Origin of the sequence: Bradyrhizobium sp. ORS 278 (assembly GCF_000026145.1) — a bacterium.
In the GTDB taxonomy this organism is placed as follows: Bacteria; Pseudomonadota; Alphaproteobacteria; order Rhizobiales; family Xanthobacteraceae; genus Bradyrhizobium.
Genome location: NC_009445.1, coordinates 2,326,904 through 2,340,230 on the forward strand (window position 1 = coordinate 2,326,904; position 13,327 = coordinate 2,340,230).

At 62.9% G+C, this 13,327-nt stretch carries 11 protein-coding genes; 5 read left to right on the forward strand and 6 right to left on the reverse strand.

What is annotated here, in order from left to right:
* Positions 1 to 693 carry a prepilin-type N-terminal cleavage/methylation domain-containing protein gene (locus BRADO_RS10310; protein ID WP_041756332.1) on the forward strand — a complete coding sequence of 231 codons (693 nt, stop codon included), beginning with the start codon at positions 1 to 3 and terminating at the stop codon, positions 691 to 693.
* Positions 690 to 1,622 (forward strand): general secretion pathway protein GspK, encoded by a 933-nt coding sequence (locus tag BRADO_RS10315; RefSeq protein WP_011925260.1) that lies wholly within the window; start codon positions 690 to 692, stop codon positions 1,620 to 1,622. The genes BRADO_RS10310 and BRADO_RS10315 overlap by 4 nt, the downstream gene beginning before the upstream one ends.
* Here the strand turns inward: BRADO_RS10315 and BRADO_RS10320 are convergent.
* The 3 genes from BRADO_RS10320 to BRADO_RS10330 all read right to left on the reverse strand — a co-directional run bounded on the left by BRADO_RS10320 (position 1,602) and on the right by BRADO_RS10330 (position 4,619).
* Complete coding sequence (locus BRADO_RS10320) at positions 1,602 to 2,996, reverse strand: O-antigen ligase (protein WP_157872546.1); 1,395 nt, start codon at positions 2,994 to 2,996, stop codon at positions 1,602 to 1,604. The genes BRADO_RS10315 and BRADO_RS10320 overlap by 21 nt on opposite strands.
* Positions 2,920 to 3,759 (reverse strand): methyltransferase domain-containing protein, encoded by an 840-nt coding sequence (locus BRADO_RS33870; RefSeq protein ID WP_083794850.1) that lies wholly within the window; start codon positions 3,757 to 3,759, stop codon positions 2,920 to 2,922. The genes BRADO_RS10320 and BRADO_RS33870 overlap by 77 nt, the downstream gene beginning before the upstream one ends.
* 134 nt (positions 3,760 to 3,893) lie before the next feature.
* Positions 3,894 to 4,619: a tetratricopeptide repeat protein gene (locus tag BRADO_RS10330; protein ID WP_157872547.1), complete on the reverse strand. Its 726-nt coding sequence runs from the start codon at positions 4,617 to 4,619 to the stop codon at positions 3,894 to 3,896.
* Between the two features lie 162 nt (positions 4,620 to 4,781).
* Between BRADO_RS10330 and BRADO_RS10335 the strand changes: the two genes are divergently transcribed.
* The gene (locus BRADO_RS10335; protein WP_083794851.1) at positions 4,782 to 6,197 is read left to right on the forward strand and encodes an oligosaccharide flippase family protein; all 1,416 of its coding nucleotides are present in this window, start codon (positions 4,782 to 4,784) and stop codon (positions 6,195 to 6,197) included.
* A gap of 91 nt (positions 6,198 to 6,288) precedes the next feature.
* Here the strand turns inward: BRADO_RS10335 and BRADO_RS10340 are convergent, their stop codons facing one another.
* The 3 genes from BRADO_RS10340 to BRADO_RS10350 all read right to left on the reverse strand — a co-directional run bounded on the left by BRADO_RS10340 (position 6,289) and on the right by BRADO_RS10350 (position 10,449).
* Positions 6,289 to 7,575 carry a glycosyltransferase WbuB gene (locus BRADO_RS10340; protein ID WP_011925265.1) on the reverse strand — a complete coding sequence of 429 codons (1,287 nt, stop codon included), beginning with the start codon at positions 7,573 to 7,575 and terminating at the stop codon, positions 6,289 to 6,291.
* Positions 7,576 to 7,822: 247 nt separating this feature from the next.
* Entirely contained in the window at positions 7,823 to 8,797 is a 975-nt protein-coding gene (locus BRADO_RS10345) for an aldo/keto reductase (protein WP_011925266.1), read from the reverse strand.
* Entirely contained in the window at positions 8,794 to 10,449 is a 1,656-nt protein-coding gene (locus BRADO_RS10350; protein ID WP_050780982.1) for an FAD-dependent oxidoreductase, read from the reverse strand. Before BRADO_RS10350 ends, BRADO_RS10345 begins: the two co-directional genes overlap by 4 nt.
* 555 nt (positions 10,450 to 11,004) lie before the next feature.
* Between BRADO_RS10350 and BRADO_RS10355 the strand changes: the two genes are divergently transcribed.
* Together BRADO_RS10355 and BRADO_RS10360 are read left to right on the forward strand one after the other, a co-directional pair.
* The gene (locus tag BRADO_RS10355; protein WP_157872549.1) at positions 11,005 to 11,847 is read left to right on the forward strand and encodes a hypothetical protein; all 843 of its coding nucleotides are present in this window, start codon (positions 11,005 to 11,007) and stop codon (positions 11,845 to 11,847) included.
* On the forward strand, positions 11,847 to 13,280 hold the full coding sequence (locus BRADO_RS10360) for an MBOAT family protein (protein ID WP_011925269.1): 1,434 nt from the start codon (positions 11,847 to 11,849) through the stop codon (positions 13,278 to 13,280). The genes BRADO_RS10355 and BRADO_RS10360 overlap by 1 nt, the downstream gene beginning before the upstream one ends.
* Positions 13,281 to 13,327 lie beyond the last annotated feature (47 nt).

Genomic DNA, 13,327 nt, shown 5'->3' on the forward strand with positions numbered 1-13,327 from the left:
ATGCCGCCATCTGACGATCGCGCAAATGCCGGCTTCACGCTGATCGAGGCGCTCGTCTTGATCGCGCTCACCGGCCTGATCATGACAATGCTCGCGGCCGTCACGCGTGACTGGCTGCCCAATTGGAAGCGCGGCCTGCGTTACGCGCAGGAGAGCGAGAAGGTCAGCATCGTGCTCGAGCGGCTGGTTGCCGACCTGTCCGCCGCGCAGTTCATCACGCCCAATAGGCTGATTCGCAATCCGCTGTTCCGCGGCGACGAGCAGTCGGTCGCGTTCGTTCGCTCCACGCTGAGCCCCAATGGACGGCGTGGGCTGGAGATCGTTCAGATTGCGGAACTGACCGACAGTCGCGGGCGTGCCTTGGTGCGGTCGACATCGCCGTTCCGCATTCTTCCAAATGGCGACCTCTCCGGCGATCAGATCAAGTTCGCTGATCCCGTTGTACTGCTGCGCGCACCGTTCTCGGTGAGGTTCTCCTATGCATCGCCGGAAGGGCGCTGGTTTCGGGCCTGGTACAATCTCGGTATTCTCCCTTCGGCCGTTCGCGTCACGGTCAGCAACTCGGACAACGGCCGCGGCCAGCAGATCTCCGCCGCTGCGCGCATCCACGTCGACATGATGGCCCCGATCACCGACCCCGTCGACGACGACACTCCTACGAAGGCCGCTGCAACGGCGGCTCAATTGCGATGACCCATCCGCGCATGCCATGCGGACAAGATGGTCGGGCTGATGCCGGCTTCGTGCTGGTGTTCGTGCTATGGCTGCTCGCGGCCTTGGCTGGTTTCGCGGTCGTGGCCTCGGTCTACGTCACACAGTCGGCGCGTACACTCGCCGTTCTCAATGCCGGTCTGGAAACCGATATGTTGACCACCGCCGCGGTCGAACTGGCCGCCTATCAGCTGTCAACGGCAGGCACGGTCAGGCGTCCATCGCGTGGTACGTTCGAATTTCGGCTTTCTGGAGCGCAGGTTGTGGTCGAGTATCTTTCGGAGGCAGCGCGCATCAATCTCAACATGGCGCCGCGGGCGATGCTCGCAGGGTTGTTTGCGGCGCTCGGCAGCGACGCGGATTCCGCTAGCACGTTCGCCGACCGTATCGCCGGCTGGCGCCGCGCCCCCGGACCGAACGGACAGGATGGCGAGGATGGACTGTACGGGGCGGCTGGCCGACTCGCACGCCGCGCGCCCTTTACGAGCACGGAGGAGCTTTGGCTTGTTCTGGGGCTTCCGGCTGATACCGTCGATCGTGTTCTGCCTTACGTGACGGTTTATAGCGGAATTGCCGAGGTCAACGTGCTCGATGCGTCACCGATCGTGCTCGCGGCCTTGCCGGAGATGACACCGATGAAGCTGGACGCCTTCCTCAATGCGCGCGACACGCTGCCGCCCGACGCGGAAAGCGTGCTCAACGCGCTCGGTGGCCGGCAGCCGGGGGCCACGACCCGCGGCAGCGACGCGTATCGCCTGCGTATTCACCTTACGCTGTCGAGCGGGCGGAGACGCACGTCGGAGGTCGTCATCATGATCGCGGGTCCGGGAGAGCGCGAGGCTTATCGTGTCCTGTCCTGGCATGACGATCTTGCCGTACCCCGCAGGCAGCTACTCGGCGGGATGCGTTAAGATCGACTCAGCGGGACCGTTACCGCTTGAGGCCGTGTCGTCCACCGCCCGGGATCGCAGCGAACATGGCGCTGGCGCCAAGCGAGGTCGAAACATCAGGAACAGAAGCGACAGCGAAAAGGCGTCACCGAGGCTCAGGAGCTGCGGTTGGAAGAAGGCGCCCAAGGCGAGCGCGACGAGACCGCCAAATCGGGCGCAGGCGAATTGGTGGTCGCGGCGATCTCTGCCCAGCGTGATCACCGCCTCGATCCCGGCGGACGCGATGATGGACATCAGGAAGGTGATCAGCAGGCCACCGCCGAAGATGCCGAATTCCAGAACGGTCTTCAGGTAGCCGTTATGGCCGCCTTCCTCGCCAAGCATCGTCCGCTTGAAGCCGATCCCGAACGGATGCTCGGCGATGGCCTCGAGCGAGTGCTGCCAGAGATCGTCGCGCCCTGAGATGCCGGACGTCAGTCCCCGATCCGGATCGTCGAGCGCGAGCACGCCCGAAATCACTGGCCAGAACAGCACGACGGCGCAAGGTAGCAGGATGGCCGCGGCGATCTTGCCGGGCGAGAATGGATTCAACGTCGCCTGATGCAGCAGGAACGCGGCGATGCAGCCGGCCATTGCGAACCGCGAGCTGACCAGCGTCACCATCGCGAACGACAGCACGCGAACCGCGACGCCGATCCAGCCGCGCCTGAACTGCGACAGGATGAAGGCCGCGAGTAGCGGGGTGGCAAAGCCATTGGGATGAATGTTGCCGACGCTGCGGCCATCCGGCCACCCCAGCGTTGCGATCGCCACCACGCCGAACGAGCATAGCAAGACGGCGGCGCCGGTGAGGCAGATCTCCAGGTCGCGGTTCGGCAGCGTCCAGAGGACGCAAAGCGATGCCGAGGTGATCACCAGCAGCAAGGTGTAGGCGATGCCCATTAGCGCCGGCATGTCGAGCTCGCGCAGCTGGCAGGCCAACGAGAGGAAAAATATCGCGAGAATGCCAAGTGCGGTGTAGGACAGCCGGCCAATGGCTTGCTGGACCCGGAAACCCTGGGCGAAGACCGCGAGGACGAACAGGGCAAGGCCGGCGATCTGACTGACGACGATGACGCTGTTCTCCGTGGCAATGGAGTAGTACTCGGTCCACGCCTCCACCAGGTCGACCTTCAGCGACAGCAGCGGATAGCTCAGCAGCCCGCACCAGATCCAGAACGCGCCGATGGTGAGAAAGGTCCCAAAGCGTGTGAGCGGCATCATGCGATCATCGTCTCCATCGCGATGCCCGCCGGGCGAGCACGGGCGGTCTCTCCGGTCAGGTCTGCAGCGGCTTCCGGCATTCGACGTACAGCGATCCAGGCTTGTACTCGCCGCCATCAGCCGCGCGCTCAAGCCCCATCCGCTCCCAGCCTTCGATGTCGCTGACGTTCCAGTTCCGCGAACAGATATCGACGAATCCAGCGTCTAGCAGCGCCGCGCGGATGTTGACCCTGTCCCACATCCAGAGATGCGTCTCGCCGCGCGCCCGCGCATCGCCGAGCACCCAGCCTTGCCTGCGCCGGAATGGTGAATGAGATCGCGAGCCACCTGGTGTAAGCCGAACGCTATGCTCGTGCATGGCAGCTACCGTGTCGTCATGTCGACTCGATGCCTCGCTACTCAGATCGGCATTCGTAAGCGAAGTGACGTAGCGGTTCACCAGTAGCTCTAGATCCGGTACGCATATCCTTAGGATCCCGCCTGACTTGAGAACACGGAAGATTTCTTTCGTAAATCCTGCAACGTGTCCACGATCAATATGCTCCATCAAATGCGAATGATAAACCGCATCTGCGGAATTGTCCTGGAATGGAATGCCGTGTTTCAGGTTGTGAAAAATGGCCTTGCCCGACATGGACCTGACGCGCTCTGCTCGATCGCGACCGATGAGTTGCTTGACGACTGGTAGCAGCCACGGCAGCTTGTAGAGCGGTATGTAGACCGACCAATCGACGTCTACGCACTGGTCAGATGTCTTCACTCCGCATCCAAGGTTGATGACCAAGCGCGCTACGCCTTCACTTTTCGGATCCGTTCGGTCGCTTTGGGCGACTGCCTTCTGCGGCGAGCCAGAGCTAGCTCGAAACAGGTCATTGGAAACAACATCGTTACTCATTGAATTCCCCGAATGATCTGCGCGGAGTGCCGCGATCTATTCTCTCCGCGTATGAGCGATCCATGACGCTCGCAGAGATGCCTCTTCGTGCCGTGACGATCAACGACGTGCTCGGATGCCGTTGATCGCCAGATTTAACCGGCTATGAAGTTCAAGGTCGCCGATGACGAACCGAGTGGTAGGGAATTGATCGCCGGTATGACGGGTGTGACGTAACCGTCGAACTCGCCGGTAAGACTAACTGGCTTGTCAGCATTCAGTCCTGCTGGGACATGTAAATCCAACGCAACATTTTCATCGGAGTCGCGAGAGAGGCGCGCCTGGTCGATAGCAGTCGGCGCTAGCGGGTCGAGCGGAAATCCGCGTTGATGACTCAATACGGGAGGACTGCTTCCATGTGTCGTGGCGCCACACAGGAATTCCCAATCACTCCAGCTGTATCTGCCGTCATCGGCCGACAATTTCACCATACCGCTGATGACCGAACCCGAAGTTACACCGCTGATCCCCCAACGCTTACCGATCGCAATGCGGAACCAGGCGTCATCACCATTTGCGCCAGTCAGGACGATACCAAAAGGGATGCGGCGAGTACCACGCTCCCCGTAGAGCGCTGCCTCAGAGTTCTTGACGAAGTCCGAGTTGACCGGCCGGCTCTGCAACGCGCGATCCAACAGGGGCTTTGCGCGCGCCATGTTTCCCGCGGTGGCCTCGGCGACACCGAGGAGGTGCACGGCGTGGATATCGTCGGGGTTTCTCACCACCAGCTCGCGATACAGCTCAGCTGCAGCGACGGAGTTGCCGCGGTTGAGCAACGCGCGGGCCCGATCCATGATGTGCTGTTCACTCTGCATCGCCATCGTGCCCGTCCGCGTGACCGACGCCCGCTCCCCTGGCGCACTCCCCAACCGGCGAAGTCCTATCGACCGTTTTGAACAGGAGCGTGACATATGTGGTCGATGTAACATCATCATATTGTCCAGTATGATGGCTATCATCCGCATGCACTTGTGCTAAGTCGGATGGTGGCCGATCGCAGCGCTCGGCCGGTCAAACGAGAGATGCCCATGCGCGAGAGCAGCGCTGCCAGCGTCAGGCCCGATGCAGATATCCCGCATCCGGACATCGGCGGCGCGTCGTCCTGGACGCGCTTGCGGCACGGGCTCCGAGATCGGCTGAGGTCGCCGCACAGCCGCCAGCGGCGGCTGGCCAATCTGATCCTCCTCGTCGGCAGCCTCGGGCTGGGGCAGGGGAGCCTGTTCGTCAGCCAATCTCTGCTGATTGCGCGCGGACAATATGAGCTGCTCGCGCAGTTCGGCCTGCACTATGCGCTCGCGGTGCTCGGCATCATGCTGGTCGATGCCGGCGCAACCACCTCGCTCGCGCGGATGATGGCAAGGCGCTGCGATGATCCTCATGCGCGTCAGCTCGTGTGGCAGGCCTTTGCCGAGACCAGCCTGGTCCGGGCGACGATCGCGGTCGTGATCGCCACGGGCGCCGTGACCTATGGCTTCCTCATCGCGGACCATGGCTTCTCGAGATCCTATGTGTTGCTGGCAGTCCCCGGATTGGCGCTGTGGGCCGCGAACGGGACGGGCCTGCTCGATGGCCTGCGCCTCAGCGGCGTCAGCGGTCTCACCGCAGCGCTGCCGGCGCTCGCGACCGCCGCCGGTCTGCTCGCCGCGGCGTCGTTGCCCGCAGACACGGCAGGGGCCTTTTTGGGATTGGCGTTTTCGGCCGGCTACGGCCTGACGCTGCTTCTGCAATGGTTTGTGCTTGGACGGAATGGCTGGTCGCCCCGCTTGGGGCGTGTCTCGCGGACGGGTCTGGCCGGGGCAGCACGAGACGCCGTCGCGCTGCTGTTCCAGCTGCTGCCGGGCCAGCTGTTCGGCCGTGGGCAGATCTTGTTGAGCGCGGCCTTTCTTGGCGCTGAAACAACGGCCATGTTTGTCTATGCCAAGCAGATCGTGAGTGCGCTCACGCAGATCGTCGCCTTCGTTCTCCGCGCCGAGTTTCCTACCCTGGTCGAAACGATGACGCGCACGGGGGCGCGGGACCTGCGGAGCATTCTGCGGCCGCAGATGGCCGCGCTCGGCTGTGCCCTTCTGCTGGCCTTCGGGATGCTGGTGGCCACCATCGCCGTGGACCAGCTACCGAGCCTCGGCCTTCACCGCACGTCGACCGTCCTGGCGCTGTTCGCGCCGACGGTGCTCACCGTGTCGCTGTCGCTGGTGCTGATACAGGGCCTGGCAGCAATCGGCGCCTATGCGCCGATCGCCTGGAGCCTGGTCATCAGCGGTGTCGGCGGCATCGTCGTTGCCGCGCTCGCCATCCCGTGGCTCGGCATCGGTGCGCTGGTGGCCGGCGAGATCTCCTTCCATCTCATCGGCTTCTATGTCATTGCGCGATGGCTGCTTGGACGATCACATCCCCGGTAATATGTCCCGGTCGCCTGTCGAACGATCCCTCACAGCCGCAGACTTGCGCCGACGCTGCGCACTCACGTGCGTCGTCATCGTCGGCTGTCGCTTAATCGGCGGAGGGCAGCGGGCGCGCTGCCTCGGACGGTGTCGATCGGGACCGAGGCCTGCTCTCCGCGACCGCCATGAATTCGCGCTCGATATTGCGAATGACGACCGACCGATCCCATTTTTGACGGGCGCGTAGCCGTGCAACGCGGCCGAGGGCGGCGCGCATGTCCTGGTCCTTCGAGAGGCGCACGACGGCGGCTGACAGCGCGCCGACATCGCCCGGCGGAACGATCAGACCCGCGCCTTCGATCTCCTCCGCGATGCCGGAGCCGGGGGTGGTCATCGCGACCACTGGGCGGCCGGACGCGAGCATTCCCGCGAGCTTCGACGGGAGCACGAGGTCCGAGATCTGCGCCTTCTGCGGCAGAAGATGAAAATCGGCGGTACTGAGCAATTCGCTCAGCCGCTCGGAAGGTTGCAGATCGAGGAAATGGACGTTGCCGAGCCCTCCGGCCATGCGCATCAGTTCGGCCTTGATCGGCCCATTTCCGCAAAGCACGAAATGCAGCGAGCAGCGCTCGCGCAGGCTGGCAGCCATGTCGATCACGAGGTCGAGGCCTTGCTTGTTGGACATTGCGCCGGAATAAAGGGCGATCACGTCGGACGTATCAAGCCCGAGCTGCGCACGGAAGGCGGTGTCGTGGCGGCCGGGAGCAATCGCTTCCGTATCGATCCAGTTGCGCAACTCGGACAGCTTCGCGGCGGCGAGCCCCTTCTTGCGCAGGCAGCGCAACATGTGCGGCGAGATCGTCGAGACGTGGTCGAACGCATCCATCAGGCGTCGCTCGAGTGCGAGCATTGCGGCGCGCATTCTCGGGTTCGCTCCGAGTAGTCCGAGTTCGAAGGCTGCATCGACCTCGAAGTCCTGGACGTGGAGCCAGCAGGATGCATTGGCAACACGGGCGGCAGCCGCGGCGAGAGAGGCCGAGAGCAGCGACGGTGCAACGGCCAGGACCAAGTCCGGCCGCCAGCGCATCGCGCTGCTGAGGACGGGAGCCGACGCGGAAAGCAGGAACGAACCGTGATGGACGATACGTTTGAAGCCGGACGGCGACTTGGGAACATAGATCGGCGCCCGGATGACATCGACGCCGTACGACCTTTCCCTTTCATACCATAATGAACGATAGCCCGCCGGGATGACCCAGTCCGGATAATAGGGGGGAGCCGTAACGATGCGGACCTCATGGCCCAGCGAGGCCAGCCCCTCACACAGCTCTGAATTGTATTTGGCGACGCCGATCAGATCTGGGGCATAATTGATGCCGATCACCAAGAGGCGCATGACGTTCCTCGGATCTGCCAATGCAATTTGCTCGCCCCGATCGAACGTATCTCGGCAGATCCGAAGGCGGCCGGGTCGCTGATGTCGAGCGTCGACGATGCAGGTTGGCTATTCAGACGCAGAGAGCAGGATGCTGCACGGCGATCGCTGGTCTACGTACCATGAATATCATGAAAGTATCGTAACGTATCGTTATCTTTCCACCGGGAAGCGATCGTCGAGATGGACCGTGCCGGAGTCGGCACGTTTACACCGCAGCGGCAACCTCGGACTCTTCGGAGGCGAGTGCGGCGCGAATGCTGTCGGCGAGTTGTGGAACAGGACATTGCGCGGCGGCGGCAACATTGATGGCGATATGCCGGGCGTCAAATTGGGACATCACCACGACGCCGTCCGGGTTGTTGGCAAAGGCAAATCGCAGCAGGAGATCATTGTTCGACTTCACCGGCGATCCCTGGAGCTTCGCGGTCTTTGCAAGTCGCGTCCGCTGTGCGCCGTCCAGCGCTGCAAGCCGGTCGACAACGCCTGAGCCGAAGACGCCGTGCGTGACCAGCGATGCCGTGCCCTGCAGGTGCCGACGGACCTGGCCGGCGGCATCGGAAAACGGAGAATCCGGAAACTGGGCGATCCCGATAGGAAGTCCGCTCCGCTTCGCCGCAATCATCACCAGGGGATCACCGGCAATGCCGACCGCGCGAATGATCCCGCGCTTCAGGAGCCGCCGTAGCACGTCGTGAATGGCCGGGTTGCTGACGTCCTCGAGCGATGGCTCGTGCAGCGCAAGCACGTCGATATAGTCCGTTTTCAGGCGACGCAGGCTCCTGATCACGGACGCGTCCACGCGGTCCGGATCGATCGGCGCGCGGGTGCCGATCGGACGCGCGCGCGAGGCGGCCAGGCGCAAGCGCGGGAAGGCTGCCACCGCGGACCTTGCCAGCGGACGGAGCAGCCTGGCGGTCAATCCGACCTGCGGCGGCTCGATGCCGAACTTGGTGCATATCACGACGTTCTTGCGCGCATCGCGCAGCGCTTCGCCCAGCAGGGCTTCGGCATTGCCGTCCCCATAGGCGGGGGCGACGTCGAACCAGGTTACGCCGAGCTCCAGCGCGCGGGCGATGGCGCGACCTCCGGCTGCGGGCGAGATGCGCGATCCCAGCGACGCGCATCCGAAGCCCAGCGCCGACACCTGCCGATCGAGTTGCGGGATTTGAACCGTCCTCATGCGGCGACTCCGAGCCTGCTGCGCCGGATCCTGCACGCCAGATGCGCGGCGAGGCGCAGCGCCAGCGCAACCGTCACGAAAGTCGGGTTGGCCTGACCCGAGGTCGGCAAGATTGCGCTCGAGGCGACGTAAAGGTTCTCGATGCCATGCACGCGGCAGTCTGCATTGACCACGCTGGTGGACGGGTTGCTGCCCATCGGGGCGGTGCCAAGTTGGTGATAGCCGTCGTGGGCCTGGTCGAGGATCGAGGCCAGACGCTCGGCGCGGCCGCAATGATAGTCGAGGCGGCCAAGCCCAGCCTGACGCAGATCGCGGTCGAGCACGTCGTGAGCCCGCAGCACGGATTGTGCGTCGTCTTCGTGATAACGCAGATTGACGCGCAGATAGGGCAGGCCGAGCGGATCCTTGCGATCGGAGAGGTCGACATGCGACTCTGGACGTGCCGACTGTTCTGCCATGTAGTGCAGGGCATAGCGGCCGCTGCGGTTGTGCAAGATGAAGCCCGGCTTACGCGGCTTCACCAGCAAACGATGCGTCAAGATCTGAGCGAGATCCCGGATGGTCGAGAACGGATTGCTGACAACGTTGAGGATGTGCCGCAGCCAAGCGTGGGGCCTGCGTCCGACATGGTTGAGCCTGACGCCCTCGGCGACCAGCCGGCGGCCGAGCCACGGGATCGCAAGGGCGAGCCACACGAGCGACAGCAGGCCGTTGCCATGATCCGCGACGCGAAAAGCCGGGTTGTCGACCCAAAACGCGATATTGCGCAGCCCGTGACGGCGGAGCGCTGCGGCCGTCAATGTCAGGCGGCGCCGGGCGAAGACGCCGCCATCGAGGAAAAAGTCGTGCACCGAAATGGCATCGGGATCCGCCAGCACGATATCCGCGATCTTGCCGGACAGATGTCCCATGTAACCGCGACCGAGCGCGCCGGAGCTGAGGCCCAGGACATCGGGATGGGCCGTTCGTAACTGCAGCAGCAGCCTGGTGCTCTCGAGTCCGCCGCAGGCCAGAACAATGCAAGGCGGGGCGATGGTCGTGCGCCGCTTGCGGTCCGCGAGACAGAGACCTGAGACGCGCCGTCCGCCATCTCCCAGTTCGATCGCAGTGACGGTGGCTCCAAGCAGCATCGTGATCTGAGGTGAACTCGCCAGCCGCGCATAGTGACGCTCGCCAGCGTCGATCTGCGACGTCCAACGTTCGAGCTGCTCGCAACGGGTATCGCCGAACGCTGTCCAGCCGCCGGCCGGCGAGACGAAACGGTCAGGTGCAATGCCGAAGAAGTCGGCTGCCCCGCCATACCAGCGGGTGATCTCGGGATGATCGAGCGGCCACACCGACGTGGTCTGGTCCGGACCGGGGGCGAAGTCGGCATCGTCGAACGGCACACAGCGGCCGCCCCACCACCGCGAGGTACCGCCCAGCCCTCGGCATATCGCAATATCCGCAGGCGCGTGCTGCGGATTTACCAGGTGCCCGGCGCTGAGCTGCGCCGTGAAGCTGTCCGGGTGCTCGCCGCCCGATTCAACTACGAGGACCGACAGGCCGCGATCTTCGCACGCGATCGCCAACGCGATCCCGACCGGACCCGCTCCGACCACGCAGACATCGTAATCTTCGATCACGTTGTGATTGGAGAAGTCGATCAGCATCGGCCTATCTTCAGCTTTGCACCCTGCGAGGCAGGCGCGTCGCCCCGCCGGATGTGATCTCGTGACGGGATACGAGATGATCACGACAACTCGTCAGGCATCATGCGGCGAGACCATTATCTCTTCTGTTATGCAGGAATGCGACAGGCGTGCTTATGATATCGTCAAACTGTAATACAGCGTTGCTAACTGAATATATCATACGACGAGGATGGCAGAGCGGGAGCCAGTCTCGGTATGCGGATGCAGTGGCGCATGTGAGATCGGCCGCGTGCTGAGGCGAACAGCGGCGATGAGGTACGTAACCGGCGCGAGGGGGGGAAACGGGCCTTTCACTCGCTCTGCATCGCTGATCGCGGGGGATCGGGACCGGCTGGCATGACTTTGACGTCGCAATCATCTCCCGCAGCGGTCGACGGCGTCCAGTCGAGGCGCTCGGCACTCGCGTCTAATGCTTCTCTGAAGCCGATCGTGGGCTTCGCCCTCCTGTTCGCGCTTGTCTGGGTCATCGGTTACGTCGCACATGTCACGTTGCCATTCCTGCGCGCCGGCTCGGTGGTCATCGCCGACGCCAAGTTCGACACCCTGGTCGCGCGTCCGATGTTCGAGCCTCACGATCGCTTTCGGGTGATGTTCTTCGGTCACAGCAAGGCGCTCACCTGCATCCGTCCGCGAGAGCTGGACAGCGCGATGGGACCTGACTTTCGGTCATATAATCTCGGGCTCCCCGGCGAAGTCCGCTTCTTGCCGTTGCTCGAAGCGGCGTTGCTGGCCGGAAATGTACCGACTCATGTGGCGCTGACTTTGCCCTGGGACGGAAGGCCGGACGGGGAGGGGCTCATCGAGGCCCTTCGCAACGATTCCGCGATCGTCAACATGCTAATCCCGTTCAGAACCTTGCCGAGAGACGCCGCTCTTTTCCTCTATGAGAATCGCCGACGTCTGACCGATGCGGTTCATGACGTGGCGGAGCAGCGCCAGGGCATGCTGGAGCAGCGTGGCTGGTACTTCATCAAGTCACAGAGCCACTACGCGAACGACAGACTTCCGGACGATTACACGTTGCCGACCGACACGCCTGCGCGGATCGAGCGGCGGGCGATACCGGACATGTCGCACAGCCGAAAGCGCCTCGAGCAACTCGCCCATCAATACGGATTCAAGATCCTTCTCATTCCCGTTCCCTATCGCATCGGGCAATATGCGCCGGCTCCGGCGCCGGACATCGACCGCGTCGCACGGCTGGCGGATGATCCGTCTATCCAGGTCGTTGGACCGGACTATTTCCTGTATCCGCCGGCGATGTTCTCCGACCCGCAGCACATGAATCTCAGCGGCGCCATGGCCTATACGAGCGACCTGGCCAAGCTCCTGAAGCGCACTGGAGCCTTCGACTGATGTTGTTCAACTCGTTCGAGTTTTTTGCGTTCTATAGCATCTTTCTGGTGACGTTCTTTGCGCTGCCATCCCGTTTTCAGCCGTTCACGATGCTGATCGGAAGCTATATCTTTTACATGGGGTGGCGGCCGTCTTACGCCCTCCTGCTGGCGCTGACCACCATTGTGGACTACACGACCGGGCTGATGATGCAATCCGCTCGGACCGAAGCGGGGCGCCGGGCGGCGATGATCACGGCCCTGAGCATCAACCTTGGGATCCTTGGGACGGTCAAATATCTCGACTTCATGATCTCGAACGTGATCGGTCTTGCCGGCCTGTTCGGGCATCAATTGCCGGATTATGCCTTGGGCATCGTTCTGCCGGTCGGTATCTCGTTCTACACGTTCCAGTCGATCGGCTACACGCTTGACGTCTACAATCGTCGGATCCAAGCCGAGCGCAGCTTCATCATCTACGCGCAGTATGTCGCGTTTTTTCCGCAGCTCGTTGCCGGACCGATCGAGCGCGCGCCGCATATGCTGCCGCAGTTCCGTCGTACGCGCAGCTTCTCGTTCGAGAACGTGCCGGGCGGTCTATGGTACATCGGATACGGCTTGTTCAAGAAGGTTTGCGTGGCCGACGTCCTGTCGCCAGTCGTCAGCGGCATCTTCGCCAATCCGCAGGATTACTCCGGATCGTACAATCTGCTGGCGGGGCTCGGTTTCATCGTGCAGGTCTATTGCGACTTCTCGGGGTATTCGGACATCGCCGTCGGCGTCGCGAGAATCATGGGCTACGACCTGATGATCAACTTCCGGCAGCCGTTCTATTCCACCAGCATCACCGACCTATGGCGGAAGTGGAATATCTCACTGATCTCGTGGTTCAGGGACTATCTGTATTTTCCGCTCGGGGGCAATCGCGGCGGTGAGCTGAAGACGGCCCGGAACATCATGGTCGTCTGGCTCGCCAGCGGGCTTTGGCATGGCGCCGCCTGGACCTATGTGGTGTGGGGCGGCTACTATGGGTTCTGGCTGCTTGCGGAGCGCTGGGTCCGCAAGACCATCGACGCGGAGCGCTGGTTGGGGCGGCGGCTTTCGGCGATCCTCGGGGGTGTCTGGGCCATCGCGATCTTCACCGTCGGCGAGATCATCTTTCGCGCGCCGACGCTCGCCGGCGCCTGGACCATGCTGAAGAGCTTCGGTCATTTCGGACCGCTATCCTACGGCACGTTCAAGATCCTCGGCCTGCCGAGCTTCGAGATGTTGATGCTCGCAGTGTCGCTGATCATGCTGTTCGTGGTCGACTTTTTTCTGGCGTTTCGTCCGGGGACTTTGGCCGCACTGGCGAAGTGGCCGCGGCTGCCGGTCGTCACGGGCGTGGGTCTTGCTTACTACATTCTGCTCTTTGGCGTGTTTGGCCGGATCGAGTTCATCTATTTTCAGTTCTAGCGCCGATAACGCGAGGATCAATCGCGATCCTTCCTGACAAAAGGATA

Excerpts from the sequence above, each read along its gene's own strand:
- BRADO_RS10360 (WP_011925269.1), top strand. The coding sequence starts at position 11,847 with ATGTTGTTCAACTCGTTCGAGTTTTTTGCGTTCTATAGCATCTTTCTG.
- BRADO_RS10330 (WP_157872547.1), bottom strand. The coding sequence starts at position 4,619 with ATGGCGATGCAGAGTGAACAGCACATCATGGATCGGGCCCGCGCGTTG.
- BRADO_RS10315 (WP_011925260.1), top strand. The coding sequence starts at position 690 with ATGACCCATCCGCGCATGCCATGCGGACAAGATGGTCGGGCTGATGCC.
- BRADO_RS10345 (WP_011925266.1), bottom strand. The coding sequence starts at position 8,797 with ATGAGGACGGTTCAAATCCCGCAACTCGATCGGCAGGTGTCGGCGCTG.
- BRADO_RS10310 (WP_041756332.1), top strand. The coding sequence starts at position 1 with ATGCCGCCATCTGACGATCGCGCAAATGCCGGCTTCACGCTGATCGAG.
- BRADO_RS10335 (WP_083794851.1), top strand. The coding sequence starts at position 4,782 with ATGGTGGCCGATCGCAGCGCTCGGCCGGTCAAACGAGAGATGCCCATG.
- BRADO_RS10350 (WP_050780982.1), bottom strand. The coding sequence starts at position 10,449 with ATGCTGATCGACTTCTCCAATCACAACGTGATCGAAGATTACGATGTC.
- BRADO_RS33870 (WP_083794850.1), bottom strand. The coding sequence starts at position 3,759 with ATGAGTAACGATGTTGTTTCCAATGACCTGTTTCGAGCTAGCTCTGGC.
- BRADO_RS10340 (WP_011925265.1), bottom strand. The coding sequence starts at position 7,575 with ATGCGCCTCTTGGTGATCGGCATCAATTATGCCCCAGATCTGATCGGC.